Source organism: Streptomyces sp. NPDC026417, from assembly GCF_055567695.1.
This window is the reverse complement of sequence record NZ_JBVHPY010000017.1, coordinates 202,908-218,776: the sequence shown is the minus strand read 5'-3', so window position 1 is coordinate 218,776 and position 15,869 is coordinate 202,908. Positions and strand designations below refer to the sequence as shown.

14 protein-coding genes and 1 pseudogene are annotated in these 15,869 nt (G+C 73.6%); 6 read left to right on the top strand and 9 right to left on the bottom strand.

The annotated features are described in order from the left end of the window. Nucleotides 1-183 precede the first annotated feature (183 nt). Nucleotides 184-939, bottom strand: a complete 756-nt coding sequence (locus ACZ4NT_RS26080; protein ID WP_121402360.1) for a GOLPH3/VPS74 family protein — start codon at nucleotides 937-939, stop codon at nucleotides 184-186. 230 nt (nucleotides 940-1,169) lie between these two features. Here ACZ4NT_RS26080 and ACZ4NT_RS26075 point away from each other — a divergent pair, with 230 nt between their 5' ends. Together ACZ4NT_RS26075 and ACZ4NT_RS26070 are read left to right on the top strand one after the other, a co-directional pair. After that, the gene (locus tag ACZ4NT_RS26075) at nucleotides 1,170-4,007 is read left to right on the top strand and encodes a D-alanyl-D-alanine carboxypeptidase family protein (protein ID WP_467727904.1); all 2,838 of its coding nucleotides are present in this window, start codon (nucleotides 1,170-1,172) and stop codon (nucleotides 4,005-4,007) included. Between the two features lie 256 nt (nucleotides 4,008-4,263). Then, complete coding sequence (locus ACZ4NT_RS26070) at nucleotides 4,264-6,153, top strand: MFS transporter (RefSeq protein WP_467727902.1); 1,890 nt, start codon at nucleotides 4,264-4,266, stop codon at nucleotides 6,151-6,153. A gap of 393 nt (nucleotides 6,154-6,546) precedes the next feature. Here ACZ4NT_RS26070 and ACZ4NT_RS26065 read toward each other — a convergent pair whose 3' ends face one another. The 3 genes from ACZ4NT_RS26065 to ACZ4NT_RS26055 form a co-directional block, all read right to left on the bottom strand. Then, complete coding sequence (locus ACZ4NT_RS26065) at nucleotides 6,547-7,395, bottom strand: MerR family transcriptional regulator (RefSeq protein ID WP_467727900.1); 849 nt, start codon at nucleotides 7,393-7,395, stop codon at nucleotides 6,547-6,549. 84 nt (nucleotides 7,396-7,479) lie between these two features. Then, the gene (locus ACZ4NT_RS26060; protein WP_121402364.1) at nucleotides 7,480-7,986 is read right to left on the bottom strand and encodes a glutathione peroxidase; all 507 of its coding nucleotides are present in this window, start codon (nucleotides 7,984-7,986) and stop codon (nucleotides 7,480-7,482) included. Then, nucleotides 7,983-9,002 (bottom strand): winged helix-turn-helix domain-containing protein, encoded by a 1,020-nt coding sequence (locus tag ACZ4NT_RS26055; protein ID WP_121402365.1) that lies wholly within the window; start codon nucleotides 9,000-9,002, stop codon nucleotides 7,983-7,985. The genes ACZ4NT_RS26060 and ACZ4NT_RS26055 overlap by 4 nt, the downstream gene beginning before the upstream one ends. A 77-nt stretch (nucleotides 9,003-9,079) precedes the next feature. Here ACZ4NT_RS26055 and ACZ4NT_RS26050 point away from each other — a divergent pair, with 77 nt between their 5' ends. Further along, nucleotides 9,080-10,312 (top strand): MFS transporter, encoded by a 1,233-nt coding sequence (locus tag ACZ4NT_RS26050; protein WP_467727897.1) that lies wholly within the window; start codon nucleotides 9,080-9,082, stop codon nucleotides 10,310-10,312. Here ACZ4NT_RS26050 and ACZ4NT_RS26045 read toward each other — a convergent pair. Continuing rightward, nucleotides 10,283-10,393: pseudogene (locus ACZ4NT_RS26045) on the bottom strand (DUF397 domain-containing protein); the annotation flags it as partial. The gene ACZ4NT_RS26050 and the pseudogene ACZ4NT_RS26045 overlap by 30 nt on opposite strands. Next, nucleotides 10,390-11,214: a Scr1 family TA system antitoxin-like transcriptional regulator gene (locus ACZ4NT_RS26040; RefSeq protein ID WP_121402368.1), complete on the bottom strand. Its 825-nt coding sequence runs from the start codon at nucleotides 11,212-11,214 to the stop codon at nucleotides 10,390-10,392. The gene ACZ4NT_RS26040 and the pseudogene ACZ4NT_RS26045, both read right to left, overlap by 4 nt. Nucleotides 11,215-11,299: 85 nt before the next feature. On the opposite strand from ACZ4NT_RS26040, the gene ACZ4NT_RS26035 reads away from it, so the two are divergent. The 3 genes from ACZ4NT_RS26035 (at nucleotide 11,300) to ACZ4NT_RS26025 (ending at nucleotide 13,332) form a co-directional block, all read left to right on the top strand. Continuing rightward, complete coding sequence (locus tag ACZ4NT_RS26035; protein ID WP_121404678.1) at nucleotides 11,300-11,737, top strand: ATP-binding protein; 438 nt, start codon at nucleotides 11,300-11,302, stop codon at nucleotides 11,735-11,737. A 111-nt stretch (nucleotides 11,738-11,848) separates the two neighbouring features. After that, nucleotides 11,849-12,349 carry a DUF4234 domain-containing protein gene (locus tag ACZ4NT_RS26030; RefSeq protein WP_121402369.1) on the top strand — a complete coding sequence of 167 codons (501 nt, stop codon included), beginning with the start codon at nucleotides 11,849-11,851 and terminating at the stop codon, nucleotides 12,347-12,349. Between the two features lie 185 nt (nucleotides 12,350-12,534). Then, on the top strand, nucleotides 12,535-13,332 hold the full coding sequence (locus ACZ4NT_RS26025) for a hypothetical protein (protein ID WP_467727894.1): 798 nt from the start codon (nucleotides 12,535-12,537) through the stop codon (nucleotides 13,330-13,332). A gap of 74 nt (nucleotides 13,333-13,406) precedes the next feature. On the opposite strand, the gene ACZ4NT_RS26020 is transcribed toward ACZ4NT_RS26025, so the two are convergent. Genes ACZ4NT_RS26020 through ACZ4NT_RS26010 form a run of 3 tightly spaced genes read right to left on the bottom strand, consistent with a single transcriptional unit; the run spans nucleotide 13,407 to nucleotide 15,855 of the window. Further along, nucleotides 13,407-13,841 (bottom strand): VOC family protein, encoded by a 435-nt coding sequence (locus ACZ4NT_RS26020; RefSeq protein ID WP_121402371.1) that lies wholly within the window; start codon nucleotides 13,839-13,841, stop codon nucleotides 13,407-13,409. Between the two features lie 58 nt (nucleotides 13,842-13,899). Beyond that, nucleotides 13,900-14,451 carry a GNAT family N-acetyltransferase gene (locus ACZ4NT_RS26015; RefSeq protein WP_467727891.1) on the bottom strand — a complete coding sequence of 184 codons (552 nt, stop codon included), beginning with the start codon at nucleotides 14,449-14,451 and terminating at the stop codon, nucleotides 13,900-13,902. A 60-nt stretch (nucleotides 14,452-14,511) separates the two neighbouring features. Continuing rightward, nucleotides 14,512-15,855 carry a diacylglycerol/lipid kinase family protein gene (locus ACZ4NT_RS26010; protein WP_467727889.1) on the bottom strand — a complete coding sequence of 448 codons (1,344 nt, stop codon included), beginning with the start codon at nucleotides 15,853-15,855 and terminating at the stop codon, nucleotides 14,512-14,514. Between the last annotated feature and the right edge of the window lie 14 nt (nucleotides 15,856-15,869).

Genomic DNA, 15,869 nt, shown 5'->3' with positions numbered 1-15,869 from the left:
CCCCCCCCCCCCCCCCCCCCCCCCCCCCCCCCCCCCCCCCCCCCCCCCCCCCCCCCCCCCCCCCCCCCCCCCCCCCCCCCCCCCCCCCGGGCCGGCGGCTCCCGAACCGGATCTTGGGGACTGCGGTGCGGCGTTGACGTGCTGGTGGTGCGGTGGTCGCGCCGGGTGCCGGGGTACGGCGGCTCAGTGGACCACGGCGCGCGCCATGGATCCGTGGCGCGGTTGCATCGGGACGCCCCTGGCGGGCTCCGGTGCGGACCTGACGCCGGCGGTGGCCGGGCGGCCTGCCGGTGCCGGGCTGCGGCGTGGCTGTGCGGCCACACCGTTCTGGACGTCCATGACCGCGTGCGCCACGAGGCCGCCCATGGGGTCGTGCCTGATCAGGTCCCGGAGCCTGGAGCGGGACGATCGTCCCTCGTTCCCCGGGTAGAGGTGCTTGCCGAGACCGACCGCGTGGGCCAGTGCGGCGAGCGCCGCGGTCCGCGGGTCCGGCGGTACGCCGGTGCGGATCGCACTGTCCAGCCGGGCCCTGATCTCCCGGCTGATCTCCGTGTCCGTCGCCTGGTAGCGAGTCGTCGGAAGCACCCCGCACATCTGGCCGGCCACGGCATGGACCATGCCGCACCTCTCCAGATGCGAGAGATAGGTCTGGCGCAGCCCCAGGCGGGGCCCGCCGATCCAGTTGACCGCGCGTACGGGTGCTCCGCGTCGGCGAAGCAGTTCCAACGCACAGTCCAGGGTTGGATCTCCAGTCGGCCGTGGTGCCACCACGGCGATACGATCCCCGTCTGGGGCTATCCGTCCGGCCAGCGCCAGCTCCACTAGCTGTGCTCCGGCCAGACCGAGGTCGAGCGACTGCGGCTGTGCGGTGGTACCCGTGGTCGGGTCCAGCGCCAGCAACAGAAGCTCCTCCGGAAGTGTTCTGCGGCTCCTGCCCATCCATGCCTCCCCGCGTGGATGAATGACAGGGTGACCCCTCTCACATTGGTCTGTCGAGGGTGCGTGACCGCTTCGTAGTGGAACCGGTAGATATGTCGTTCTCGTCTACCGGAGGGGTCAAGCCCGCACACAGGACACTGGTACATGGTTCGGACAGCGATGTCCGGGCGGCGGTTCAAGGGTTCACGGTTCGGTTGGGCGTCGCTGGGCGGCGCACGGAGGAGGCATCGGTGGCGGGCGAGTCCCCCGACAGGTCGAAGCAGCACGAGTCGTCGGCGTCGTCGGCAGAAGCGACGTCGGGGAGCCCGGCCGCGGTTCCGGGGCCGACGCGGGGGTCGGCGCCGACCCCGGCCGACCCCCGGCTGGCGGTCGCCCGGGAACGGGCCGCCACGGTGCGGGTCGACCAGGCGACGGCGGTCTTCTCGACGCGGGCGCTGAAGGAGTCCGGGTCGGCGGAGGGGGCCGGGGAGGCTCCCGACGCTGCGGAGACCGCCCCGGAGGCGGACGCCTCCCCGGAGTCCGGGGCTCCGGCGGAGAGCGGCTCTGCGGGTCCCTCCGGCGACGCCCGGTTGCGGGCCGCGGTGGCCGCGTGGGTGGCGTCCGCGGACGAGCCCGCGGACGCGGCTCCCGACGCCGCGGGCGGCCCCCGCGTCCCGTCCCCCGCCAAGAACATCCCGTCGGGATCCGCCGGTACCGCCTCCGACGGGAGTGACGCCGGTACGGAGTCCCCCGGCGGGACCGGGTCCGCCGACGCGGACGCCGACTCGGGCGCGGACACCGGCGAGGAGTCCCGCAAGGACGCGACGGCTGCCTCCCCCTCCGCCGAGGACGCCGCGGCTGCGCCTGCCTCCGCCGAGGGCGCCGCGGGTACGGCCGCTCCCGGCAAGGGCGCCTCCAGGTCCGCCTCCGGCCGGGGGGACAGCGGCACGGTCGTCCTGGGCGCCGCCGCCAAGGGCGCAGCGGCTGGCACCGCCTCGGGCAAGGACGCCTCGGGCACGGACGCCGACGGCTCCGCCTCCGGCGGGACCGCCGCGGGGACGTCCGGCAACGACGTCCCCGGCGAGGACGCCGTGGCCGCTCCCGGCGACGACGCCTCGGGTGCTCCGACCGCCGACACGGCCGTCCCGGCCACGGACTCCCCGGCCGCCACCGCCGCCGACAAGGCCGCCCCGGGCGCCGGCAAGGCCGCTCCCGCCGCCGACAAGGCCGCCCCGGCCCGTGGCAAGGACGCCCCCGCCTCCGGCACGGACGTCCCCGACTCCGCGGAGGGTGCCGCGGGCGCCGCGAAGGGCGCCGAGGCGTCCGGGAAGGCCGCGGGCGCCGGACCTCGCGTCGATCGGCCCACCGCCGTGTTCAAGGCCGTACGGCCCTCCGCCCCGGCCGTGGACCAGCCCACGACCATGCTGAAGCTCGGGGACGCCAAGCCGGCCCCCGCAGACAAGGCGTCCGAGGCCGAGCCCGCTTCCGCCGCCGCGGCCGAGACCAAGTCCGCCCCCACCGGCAAGGCGGACCCCAAGCCGGCTCCCGCGGGCAAGGCCGACGCCGAGTCCGCCCCCGCGGGTATGGCCGAGGCCGCGTCCGCCCCGGCCGGCAAGGCCGACGCCCCGGCCGAGCGGACCAGCAAGTTCGTCGCGCTCAAGCCGCTCGACGAGCCCGCGCCGGTCAAGCCGCGCACGACCGCGCCGCCCACGGCGAAGCCCCCGGTCGCCCCCGCCGAGGCCACCGCGGCCATCCCGCAGGTCGGCCCCGAGCGGACCACGCAGCAGCCGCTGCCCCCCAAGCCCCCGCTGGACCTGCTCGCCGAGCTGACGAACACGCCGCCGCCCCCGGAGACCCCGGTCCGCACGTTCGTGCGGCGCCTGAAGATCTGGACCCCGCTGGTCCTGCTCCTCGCGGTCGTCTTTGCGGTGGCACAGGCCGTACGGCCGCTCCCGGCCCCCGCCCTCGCGCTCACCGCCGACGAGACGTACACCTTCAAGGGCGGCGATCTCGACCTCCCGTGGCCCGGTCAGGGCCAGTCGGCGATCGAGGTCGAGGGCGTCGGCGGCGTCGGCACCGACGGCAAGCAGAAGCCCGCCCCCATCGCGAGCGTCGCCAAGATCATGACGGCGTACGTGATCCTCGAGGAGCACCCGCTCAAGGGGAACGAGGGCGGCGAGCAGATCACCGTCGACCAGAAGGCGGAGGACGAGTCGAAGAACGAGGACGAGTCGACGGCCGCGGTCTCCAAGGGCCAGAAGTTCACCGAGCGCCAGATGCTCCAGATGCTGATGATCCCCTCCGGGAACAACGCGGCACGGCTGCTCGCCCGTTGGGACTCCGACAGCGAGACCTTCGTCGGCAAGATGAACGCCGCAGCCAAGAAGCTCGGTATGTCGAACACGACGTACACGGACCCGAGCGGTCTCGAGAAGACGACGGTGAGCACCGCGACCGATCAGCTCAAGCTGGCCAAGGCGGTCATGCAGAAGGACGTCTTCCGGTCCATCGTCGGCATGGCCAAGGCCGACATCCCCGGCCTGGACAAGCCCATCTACAACAACAACGACCTGCTCGTGAAGCAGGTCGGCGTGATCGGCCTCAAGACCGGTTCGTCGACCCCGGCGGGCGGCAACCTCGTGTGGGCCGCCACCAAGACGGTCGACGGCCGGACGCAGACCGTGTACGGCGCGGTGCTGGGCCAGAACGCGGGCACGGGCCGGGTCTGGGACAGCCTGCAACTGGCCCTGACCAACAGCCAGAAGCTGATCGACAAGGTCCAGCAGGGCCTGACCAGCGCGACGGTGGTGAAGAAGGGCGACGTCGTCGGGTACGTGGACGACCGGCTCGGCGGCCGGACGGCCGTCGTCGCGACCAAGAACCTCAAGGCGGTCGGCTGGCCGGGGCTGCGCACCAGGCTCTCGATCGGCCCCGGCGAGGAGACCGTCCCGCACTCCGCGAAGGCCGGCACGGTCGTCGGCGAACTCACGGTGGGCGACGGTTCCGACCACGCCGTCGACATTCCGGTCGCGCTCCGGTCGGACCTGGCCGAGCCCGGCTTCGGCGCGAAGCTGACGCGCGTGAGCTGACGCGCGTCAGCTCAGTGGGCGCGGCAGGCCCGGGCGGTCACCCGTCCGGGCCTGCCCGGCGCACGCGCCGGGGCGGGGGCGGACGTACGCCCCGGCGGCCGCCCGGACCCCCGCGGGCAGCCGTTCGCGCCCCCGCCGATGCCGCCCCACCCGGGGGCTCCCCGGCGGGGTGCGTGCTAGCGTCGCGAACCGGGGCGGGTCGTGGGCCGAGGGTCCCGGCCGAGAACGGAAAACGGGACACGGGGAGTGCCTTCAGGTGGCCACAGCGGAGCCGACACACGCCGACGACGCCCAGCCGGATCCGGACTCCGGGCCGCGAATACCGCCGTCCGCCGACCGTCCGGCCGCCGCCACGGCGGAGCCCGAACCTCTCCCGGACGCCGGCCCGGACGCCTCCGAAGCCCCTCCCGGCTCTCCGCCGGCCGCCCCCGCCGGCGGGCGCCTCGCCCCGCTGCTCCGCCACCCCGTCGCTCTCGCCACGGTCCTCTCCGGAGTGCTCCACCTCGTCTGGTTCTTCACTTTCGCGAACAGTGGCGGTGACCTCGCGGCACAGGACGCCTGGGCCGAGTTCGTCGGCCGGCACCCCGACTCGGCGTACAACCTGGCCTGGTACGGCGGGATGCACCCGGTGTCCTACAGCGTGGTGTCGCCGTACCTGATGTCCGTGCTCGGTGTGCGGACGACGATGATGATCGCCGGCACGGTCTCGGCCGGACTGCTGACGCTGATACTGATCCGCAGCCGGGCCGTACGGAACCCGCTGTGGCCCGCCCTGGCCGGTGTGTTCGCGCTCCTGTGCAACGCGGCGTCGGGCCGGGTGACCTTCGGCCTCGGGATGGTGTTCGGCCTCGGTGCCACCGCGGTGGTCTTCTGCTGGCCGTACCGCTGGCGCTACAAACGCTGGGCGAAGGCCCTCTGCGCGGCCCCGCTGGCCGCCCTCGCCACCGCCGCGTCGCCCGTCGCGGGACTCTTCGTCGGACTGGTCGCCGTCGCGCTCTTCCTGCAGAAGCGGCGCCCCGGGGCGTGGGCGCTGGGCATCGCCCCGGCCGTCGTCGTGGCGGTCTCCGCCTGGCTGTTCCCCTTCTCGGGGACCCAGCCGATGGGCTTCGGGTCGGTCGTGCTGCCCTTCCTCTCCGCCGTCGCCGGGTTCGCGCTGGTGCCCGTGGAGTGGAAGACGGTACGGATCACGTCGGCGGTGTACGGGCTGTCCGTGCTCCTCGTCTGGCTGATCAACTCCCAGATCGGCTCCAACATCACCCGCCTCGCGATGCTGTTCACGGGGGTCGCGCTGATGGCGGCACTGCCCTTCGCCGCGCCGCGCAGCCGCAAGTGGTACGCGATCGTCCTCGCCTCCGCGGTGTTCACGGGCTGGATCGGCTTCAAGTCGGTCGACGACGTCGTGCACACCACGCCCACCGCGTCGTGGGCCCGGGAGCTGGCGCCCCTGGTGAACGAGCTCCAGGTGGTCGGCGCCGAGCGGGGCCGCGTCGAGGTGGTCCCGGCGCGCTCGCACCGCGAGGCCTCGGCGCTCGCCCCCTACGTCAATCTCGCCCGCGGCTGGAACCGGCAGGCGGACATGGAGCGCAACCCGCTCTTCTACGACGACACCCTCAACTCGGCGAACTACCACGAGTGGCTGCAGCGCTGGGCCGTGCACTACGTGGTGCTGCCCAAGGACGAGCCGGACGGCGACGGCGGGGAGCGGGAGCGGGAGCTGGTCCAGCGGGGCATGCCGTATCTCAAGCAGATATGGGGCGACGCGAACTGGCAGCTGTTCGAGGTGACCGACCCGACGCCGCTGGCCGATCCGCCCGCCGTCGTGGACCGCGCCGAGCAGGGTGAGCTGACGATCGAGGTGAAGAAGGCGGGCCGGGTCCTCATCCGGATCCCGTACTCCCCGTGGCTGGGGCTCGTCGACGCCGAGGGCCGGAGCGTCAGGGCGCCCAGCGAGACGGAGGAGTCCAAGCACCGGGAGGAGGGCGAGCCGAAGTCGTTCGACAACGTCAACGGCTGTCTGATGGAGGCCGAGGAGGACGCCGCCGGCGACAAGTGGACCGAGCTCCTCGCCCCCGCCCCCGGCACCTACCGCCTGGCCGCCCCCTACCAACTCCCCCGAGGCACCCCCTGCCCGGAGGAACTCCGCTGAACACCGGAGCAGCAGCCAACCCCTCCGACCTCTGAGCCCACGCCGGGACGGCAATTCCAGCCCCTCGGGCGTCTGAGCCCGCGTCGGGACGGTGATTCCAGCCCGTCAGGCGTCTGAGCCCGCGCCGGGACGGCAATTCCAGCCCCTCAGGCGATTGAGCCCGCGTCGGGACCGTGAATCCAGCCCCTCCGGCGTTTGAGGAGCGGGGTCCGGGGCGGAGCCCCGTGTCGGGACGGGCAGGGGCGGAGGGGGCGAAAAAATTCCGGCCCCACCCGCCCCCGGGTGACCCCACCGCCCCGGGTGACCCCACCCGCCAGGGACTGCCCCGCCCCCGGGTCCAACCTCGCCCCCCGCCCAGGGAACCCCCACCCGCAAGGCGCCCCGCCAGAACCGTCACCGCACCGGAAAAGCCACGTCGCAGACGAAGTCCCCGGGCCCGGCCGAGTCCCAGTCGGCGAAATAGACCTCCCGACAGGGCCCCCCGTGCTCCAGCCCCCGCTCCGCCATCCACGCCTCAACCGCCTCGAACGCGGCGAGAATCTGCGGATGGGCCACCTGCGCCTTGGTGATCCGGGCGTACGCCAGCCGCCGCGCGGGCTCGACCCGCACCCGCGTCTCCCAGGCCCGCCCGTGCCGCTCCGCCCAGTCCCGCGCGGCCTCCTCGTCCCCGACGGGCACACAGGACTCCACGGGCCCGTCGCTCTCCTGCGAGACCTCGGAGTGGTAGACGACGAACGGCGCCGCGACCACCCCGCCGCACACCCGGGCCCCCTCCTCCAGGCGCCCCAGCGACGCCCCGATCCAGGCCGGCAGCTCGTCGGCGAGCGTGTGCCGCGTCTGTGTCAGCACCACCCGCTCCGGCACCTCCACCGTCTCCACCGTGAACTTCCCGTACATCTCGGAACCCCTTCCCGACAGCCGTCCACGGAGGTAGGCGGCGAGCGTCCGCTGCGAGGCGAACCGCTCCTCGGCCGCCGCCCAGTGGGCGGCGAGCCGGTCCGCGGCCTCGGTGCCGTCCGCCTCGACCACCTCCGCGATGCGCGCGAGCGGCATGTCGAGCTGGCGCAGCAGCGCGACCGTACGGGCGCGCTCGGCCTGGTCGGCGCGGTAGTAGCGGTAGCCGCTGGCCGCGTCGACGTGCGCCGGAGCGAGCAGTCCGAGCCGGTCGTACAGCCGGAGCGCCTTCGGCGAGAGCCGCACGCGGGCGGCGAAGGCGCCGATCGTGAGCAGTTCCTCGGGCACGAGTCCCACCTCCGTCACCGGGCGCCGTCCGCCCGGTGACGGCACGGTGCGCCCTGCCCCAGGGGCAAGGTCAACGCGCGGACGCTACGGAAGGGCCTTCTCCACCGCGGCCACCAGCTCGGGCGCCTCCGGCTCGGTCTGCGGTGAGAAGCGCCCGACCACGTCCCCGCCGGGTCCGATCAGGAACTTCTCGAAGTTCCAGCGGATGTCGCCGGTGTGGCCCTCGGCGTCCGCCGTGTCCACCAGGAGCTTGTACAGCGGGTGCCGGCCGTCGCCGTTCACCTCGGCCTTCTCCGTCATCGGGAACGTCACGCCGTACGTGGCGGAGCAGAACTCGGCGATCTCCTCGGAGCTGCCGGGCTCCTGCCCGAGGAACTGGTTGCAGGGCACGCCGAGCACGGTGAAGCCCCGGTCCGCGTACTGCTCGTGCAGCCGCTCCAGCCCCGCGTACTGCGGGGTGAGGCCGCACTTGGAGGCCACGTTCACCAGGAGGACGGCCTTGCCGCGGTACTGCCCGAGGTCGGCGGAGCCGCCCTGGAGTGCGCCGATCTCGACATCGAACACGGAATCGAAAGAGTCAGAAGTAGTCATGCCCGGATGCTAGCCCCGCCCGGTGACGCGTCCCCACCCGCGCCGGGTCGGCCACCCCGCTGGGCCCGTACGAGCACTTCGCCCGCGGGCGTCCTGTAGTAGAGCACCGACCGCCCCGCCCGCCGCCGCTCCACCAGCCGGGCCTCCAGCAGCACCTTCAGGTGGCGGCCGACCGAACCGAGTCCCTGTCCGGTCACGGCGACGAGCTGGCTCGTGCTCATGGGGGAGCCGAGCAGGACCAGGACCCCGGCCCGGGACGGGCCCAGCAGCGCGCCCAGACTGTCGGGCACGGATTCCGCACCGGTCCGCGCGAGCGCCCCCGCGCACGGGTACACGACCGCGTAGCGGTGCGGCTCCTCCCACGACACCCAGCCGTGCCGCTGGGCGGTGATGGGCACGAAGAGCAGCTCGGCCCCGGAGATCTCCCTCGGCGGGTACTCGTGGCGGTTGACCTGGAGCCGGTTCCCGCCGAGCCAGCGCGTCCCGGGCCGCAGGGTGTCCAGCGCCGCGGCCCAGCCGCCCCTGCCGAGCCGGGCGGTACGGGAGACGACGTCGGCCTCCAGGACCCGCCGGCGCCGGGCCCAGTACGGGCGCACCGCCTCGGTCCACACGTGGGTGAGCAGATCGGCCGCGCGCCCGGGAAGGTCGTCCCGCTCCAGGGCGGCCGGGAGCGGACCGCGCAGGGCGACCCGGAGATGGGCGCGCGCGGCCTCGGGGGAGGCCTCCCGGACCCGTACGACCTCGTCCTCGAAGGACTCGTGGCCCCGCGGCGTCGGTGTCAGGAAGTCGGCGATCCACTCGGGGCCGAGCCCGGAGCGGATCAGGAGCGCGGTGACGGGGTCGTCGGCGAGCCGTCGCCGGTACGCGGGCCCATGGGCGTCCAGCCAGGCGCGCTCACCGGGGTGTGCGCCGACCCCGGCGTGCAGGACCTTCAGCGAGCCGAACGTCTCGGCGAGCGGCGAGAGCACGAACCGGCTGCCCGCGAGGGTGTCGGCGTTGACCTGCCACCAGCCCATGCGGTCCGCCCCTCCCGTGGTTTCGCCCTGACGCGAAACAATAACGACCGCCCCGCGGCCCGTCGGAGACTCCGCGCATGCGCACCTACGCCGACCTCTTCCGCACCCCGGAGTTCACCCCGCTCTTCCTGGCCTCCGCGCTCAGGTCGGCGGCCCAGACCGTGAGCGGCCTGGCCCTCGGCACGCTGGTCTACGAGGCCACCGGCTCACCGCTGCTCTCCGCCCTCAGCATGTTCGGACCGTCGCTGGCCCAGGTACTGGGCGCGACCACGCTGCTGTCGGCGGCGGACCGGCTCCGGCCGCGCGCGGCACTGGCCGGCATCGCTCTCGTCTTCGCGGCCGGTACGGCGGTCCTGGCGCTGCCCGGCCTTCCGGTGTGGGGCACCCTCGTGCTGGTCTTCGGCCTCGGTCTGGTCGCCTCGCTGGGCGGCGGCGTCAGCTGGGGCCTGCTGAACGAGATCCTGACCCGGGACGGCTATCTGCTCGGCCGGTCGGTCTTCAACATGATGAGCGGACTCACCCAGATCCTGGGGTACGCGACCGGCGGTGTCCTGGTGGCCGCGTGGTCGCCGCGGATCACGCTGGTCGTCGCGGCCGTGCTGTACCTGGTGACGGCGGTCGTCTGCCGGGCCGGACTGAGCCACCGCGCCCCCCGGGCGGCGGGCCGGCCCTCGGTGGGGGAGACCTGGCGCACCAACGCCCGCCTGTGGTCCTCCGGTCCCCGCCGCCGTGTCTATCTGCTGCTGTGGATTCCCAACGGTCTGGTCGTCGGCTGCGAATCCCTCTTCGTCCCGTACGCCCCGGCCCACGCGGGCCTGCTGTTCGCCTGCGGGGCGTTCGGCATGTTCGTGGGGGACGTGACGGTGGGCCGCATCCTGGCGCCCCGGGTGCGGGCGCGGCTCGGCGTCCCGTTCCTGCTGCTCCTGGCCGCCCCGTATCTGCTCTTCGCGCTGCGCCCCGGTACGGCCGTGGCGGCGGCCTGTGTCGCCGTGGCGTCCGTGGGCTTCGGAGCGAGCCTGATCCAGCAGGAACGGCTCATGGAGCTCACCCCGGACGAACTGAGCGGCCACGCTCTGGGGCTGCACTCCGCCGGCATGGTCACCCTGCAGGGGGTGAGCGCGGCGCTGGCGGGCACGGCGGCCCAACTGACCTCCGCGGCCACGGGGATGACGGTGATGGCCGCCGCCTCGGTCGCGGTGACGCTGGCGCTGTCAGCGGCGGGCAAGCGTGAGGAACGCGGTCCAGGCGTCGGGGGCGACCCGGAAGACCGGGCCGTCGGGGGTCTTCGAGTCGCGGACGTGGACGGCTGAGGGGAGGGCGGCGACCTCCAGGCAGGCGCCGCCTTGATCGCTGCTGTAGCTGGACTTGAACCACTGCAGTGCCGTGCTCATCGCTCTCCTAGCAAACGGTCCAACAAGCCCTTGGTCTCATGAGGGTTGAGAGCCTGTGTCCGCAGCATGGCATACCTGTGCTCCAGAGAGGACACCTCGTCGAGGCTGGCTGTGATCCGGCTTCCGTGTGGGGCCTCCGTGTAAGCGAGCCGCTGGTGATCGGGGGTTTCCAGCAGGATGAACGGCCCTGCGAGACCCGCGTGGAACTCACGTCCGACCGGCACGACTTGAAGAGTGGTTCCCGGCATGACGACCCACTCCCGAAGGCGGCGCAGTTGCTCGAAGTACACCTCGCTGCCTCCGAGACGATCCATCAGGGTCACCTCGGAAAAGATGAAGCTCGCCGTGGGTGGCACCCGGCGGTGCAGGATCTCCTGGCGCGCCACGCGTGCTCCGACGCGCAGCTCGATCTCGTCCTCGGTCAGGGCCGGAACGTCATTGCGGAGGACCGCACGGGCGTACGCCTCCGTCTGGAGCAGACCCGGCAGCACCTGGTTCTCGTACCAGGACAGCGCGATGGCCTCGCGCTCCAGATCCATGTACTCCTCGGCCCACCGCGGAAACAGATCCACCTCGGGCATGTGCTCCAGGGCCGCCGACAGCACGCCCTTGGTGTCGAGGACCTGGTCGAGGAGGCCCGCGAAGTCCTCCTTCAGCGGGCGTCGGCCCTGTTCGATCGACGCGATGGTCTCCTCGTCCACGAGGGCCCGCTCGGCCAGGGTCCGCTGGGTGAACCCGGCGGCCCGCCGCAGGACGCCCAGCTGCGCGCCGACCATCTTCATCGCTGACGCGTTCTTGCGCGAACGCTTCCTGGAGTTCATACGGTCCAACTCCCCCTCACGGCACGTACGTCCACCGCGGGGGACCCGTACAAGAAATCTGTACGGGTCCACTCACTGCTCCATGATGACCACGGAGAGTGACTCTCGTCCCGTGAACGACGAAACCGCCCACAGCCCCCGCGAGCGCTTCTACCGGCGCGAACGTCAATCGGTACCGGCCGCACGGGAGTTCACCAGGGCCGCCCTGTCGGACTGGGGAGTGCCGCCGGGCGCGTACGGCGACATCCTGCTGTGCGCCGGCGAGCTGACCACCAACGCCCTGCTGCACGGAGTGCCGCCGGGCCGCGGCCTGCGGCTGCGCCTCGTTCCGTGCGGGGACGTGCTGCGCGTCGAGGTGCACGACAGCGGTGGGGGCGAACCGAGGGTCACGGCGCCGGCCGACGAGTCCGGCCGGGGGCTGCTCCTGGTCGCGGCGCTGGCCGACAAGTGGGGGGTGACGCACCGGAATCCCGGCAAGGTCGTGTGGTGCGAGTTCACCGTCCCGCGCGAGGCGCGGAATTGATCACGATCCAATGACGAACCGTCACTTGAAGCCACAACTACTTCACGACTTCTTCACGCCCCTGGCATGCTGCTCCAGCTGATCCCAGCACCAGCCAATGGAGCCCGCCACATGAGTGACATCCAGCCCACCACCGACGCCGGCCACAGCGCCGCGATCCCGGCCGGAGGCACCGTCGCCCCCGTCGCCCCCGCGCCCGTCACGAGCCACCTGACCGGCCTGGCCATGAAGCGCCGGGGCCCCGTCGCGGTGTGGCTCGGTCTGCCGCTGGTCACCCTCGGGATCTACCAGCTGGTCTGGTACTACAAGATCCACAAGGAGCTGAAGGAGTTCGACAACCGCCAGGCCCTCAGCCCGGGCGGCAGCCTGATGGTCCTGATCTTCCTCAGCTGGACGCTGATCGCTCCGCTGATCTCCTTCCGCAACACCGGACGGGCCATAGCGAAGGCGCAGCGCGCGGCCGGCCTTCCGGCGACGTGCAGCCCCGCCGCGAGCATGTGGCTGGCGTTCGTCTTCGGCCTCCACACCTGGTACATGCAGCGCCAGTTGAACCTGATCACGGACGCGTACCAGGGCGCCGAGCCCGGTGCCGGCGTGCCGCTGGCCGCCTGACCCCCCCGGGCACGGAACCCCGGTCGCCGAACTCGGCGGCCGGGGTTCGGTGTTGCCGGGGCCGCGCGCAGGCCGGGCACGGCCGCCGGAACCGCCCAGCCCCGCCCGGACGTACGGGACACCGGTGGTAGAGTCCCGCTCTTCGCCAGGTTGCCCCTGAGCGGAGTCCCCGTGGCAGGTCGCCCATGTCCGGTCCTTCCGGCCTCGATCCGCACGCGATGTGGCGCCGGGCGCTCGCCGAAGCGGACCGCGTCTTCACACCGCCGCCCCCTCTCGACCGCCACGTGCGCGGCTGCACCCAGTGCTACCCCGAGTCGGAGCTGCACCTCCTCGGCGGTGACCCCGCCGCCGTACCCGACGACCTGCTCGGCGGATTCATGCGCGAGGTCGCCAGCCACTGGGACGCGGATCAGTACGCCGTGCTGTGGCGCCGCCTCATGCCCCGCGCGCTGCGGTCCTGGGGAGCGGAGGACGAGGCCGTCGACCCGGCCGCGGAACTCGGCCGCCTCGGGGCGGGCGGTGCCCGCCTGGCCGACTGGCCGGCGCCCGAACGGGCCGCGGTGGACCGGGCCTTCCGGGCGCTGCTGTCCCTCGCCGTGACGGACGGCCGGTCCCCCTGCGACGTCACCGGGCTCGTGGAGGGGATCGCCCACGCGACGGGTGGCCTGGACCCGTGGCTGGAGCACCTCGCCGGCCTTCCCGGACCGCGGGCCGACGCCGGACTCGTCCGCCTGGTCTTCGACTGGGCGACCGATCTCCTCCGGGACGAGTTCACGTTCTCCTGGTGGTACGACGGCGACCCCGGCCGGATCGCCGCCTGGCTGCCGACGCAGCGGGCCCGCACGGCGGAGTTCGCCGCCCGCCACCCCCGCTGCAAGACCGCGGCGGACGCCTTGCGGGCCCTGGACCGCCTGGAAGCCGGAGACCACAGTCCCTGGCTCTACCCGCACGCCCACGACAGGTGCCTGCCCCTGGCCGCGTGAGCGTCAACAGGCGCACATCCACGGCCGGTTGGGCTCAGGCGGGTGCTTGACGCCCGGGTCGCCCGGGCGGCGGCTCAGGCCGGGGCGGCGCCCACGCAGAACTCGTTGCCCTCCGGGTCGGCCATCACGACGTGGTGCCCGTCGTACTCCTCCAGGACGGTCCCGCCCACGCCGACCAGGCGCCCGGCCTCGGCCCGGATCCGCGCCCACCGCTCCCCGGGGCCGCCGTGTCCCGGCACCCGGACGTCGATGTGCAGCCGGTTCTTCGCCGTCTTGGGCTCGGGCACCTTCAGGATGCACAGCCGCGGACCGACCCCGTCGGGATCGCAGAGCCACGCCCCGTCGTCCACCGAGTCGTCCGCAGGAAGACCGAAACTCGCGTGCCACTCCTCACGCGTGGCGAAGGGTGCCGGCGGCGGCTCGTCGACATAGCCGAGAGCCGCCTTCCAGAAGCGCCGGAGGAGCTGCGCGTCGGCGCAGTCCAAGGTGAGATCGATGCGGGCTGCCATACCGGGACGCTACTGCGCCCCTCCGACAACCGGCCCCGGGCTCACGGGGGGCACGGGGTCACCGGCGGTTCAGGCCCCAGGTCTGCAGGGCGAAGGGGCGCCCCTTCTCCTCGCCCGTGATCAGGGGGACGTCGAGCAGTTCGAAGCCCGCCTTGGCGGCCACGGCGGCACTGGCGGCGTTCTCGGCCTCCAGCTCCAGGATCACCCGGCTCGACCCGAGCTGCTCGAAGGCGTACGCGGCCATCACCCGCACCGCCCGCGCGGCCAGCCCCTGACCGCGGTGCGCCGGGCCGACCGCGTAGCCGATCTCCGTGCCCTCGGGGGCCCGCCGCAGCATCACCTCGCCGAGCGGGGCGCCGCCGCCGACGGTGATCGCGAGCAGGATGGTCGTGCCCTCGGCCCGCAGCTGCCGGTCCCGGTCCAGCCGTGCGCGGGCCGCGGCCTCGTCGAACGGCGAGACGATCGGCGTCCAGTAGGCGATGTCCGGATCGTCGAAGAGCGCCGGCATCGCGGCGAGGTCCGCCTCCGTCCAGTCGCGGAGGACGAGCCCCTCCCCGGAGAGCTCGATCCGCTCCGGGAAGGACGACGTGGACGACGCGACGCTGCTCATGGTGGCGGACCTCTCTGGCCTGTTCGGGACCAGGCAGGATATCCGGACACGGGTTCGGCCTCACCTGTGTTTGCGGGGCGGAAGCCCCAGCGCCAGCCGTGCCACCCGCGGCCAGTCGGCCACCGCCGCGCCGCCCCGCGGCGCGTTCGGTCGACGGCGCGGGACCCGTACCCGCAGTGCCCCCGGCGCGCTGCGGCACCTGACGGGCGACGGCAGGACGACGTGTTCGCCGTCGATGCCCACGGGGAGCGTGTCCGCGTCGGACTCCACGACGACCTCCGCCGCGGTGAGCCGGACCAGCCCACCGCTCTCGCCGGAGTGCGGCCCGCGCACGATGCGCGCCGCCTGAACGGCGTTGCCCACGCGCACGCACACCAGTCCGAGCAGTCCCGAGTCCAGCCGCTCCCGGCGCCCCGGCCGGGCCGCGTCGACGGCACGGCCGTAGGGGTTGTTGCTGACGAGCAGCGCCTGCAGCCCGTCGACATCCGCACGGTCGGCCCGCGCCCGCAGCCGGGGGGCGTCCTCGCCGGTCAGCAGACCGGGGAGGGTGCGCAGGATCGTACGGGTCTTGGCGTCCCGGTAGTCGGGTTCGGTGACGACGGACGCGTACGTGCCGAACGAGGCGTTGTTCACGAAGACCCGGTCGGCCGCGTATCCGAGGTCGATGCGGAGCTCGACGCCCGCGGTGAGGGCTTCCAGCGCCGCCCCCGGGTCGTCGCGGTCCAGGCCGAGGTCCAGGGCGAAGTGGTTGCGGGTGCCCGCGGGGATCACCAGGAACGGCAGATCGTGGTGCGCCGCGACCTCGGCCACCAGCGCCTGGGTGCCGTCGCCGCCCGCCACCGCCAGGAGATCCGCTCCCTCGGCCACGGCCCGCCGGGCCAGTTCGGCGACGTCCTGGCCGGGTTCGAGCAGGGCGACCCGGCAGCCCGCGGCCCGAGCCTGCTCCGCGAGGTGGAAGCGGCCCACCTTGCCGCCGCCGGAACGCGGGTTCATGAGGACCCACGGGGCGCGCGGGACCGTGGCGACGGCATGTCCGGATGGGGTGCGGCCCGATGCCGTCGCGGCACGCGCCGCCGTGACCGCCAGCATCCACAGGGCCAGGGACAGCAGGGCGGGGACGAGCATGCCGAAGGCGGCGTACAGGACGAGGACGGCGACCGGGGCGGCCACCGACAGCACCGCCCCGAGGAACCGGAGCACACCCGTGTGGGCCAGGACCCACCATCCGCCGACGGCGGCGAGCGCCAGACCCGCGACACCGACCAGCACCCACACCACACTGCGCAGACCGGCGGCGACGAGCGGCACCGCTACGGTTCCCAGCAGGGCGAGAAGGGCGACGCGGGCCCGCCCGGCACCGCCCTCGCGCACCGCCGGGACCGCCGCCTCCCGCGACCGGTTCACGCCGCCGCCGGGTC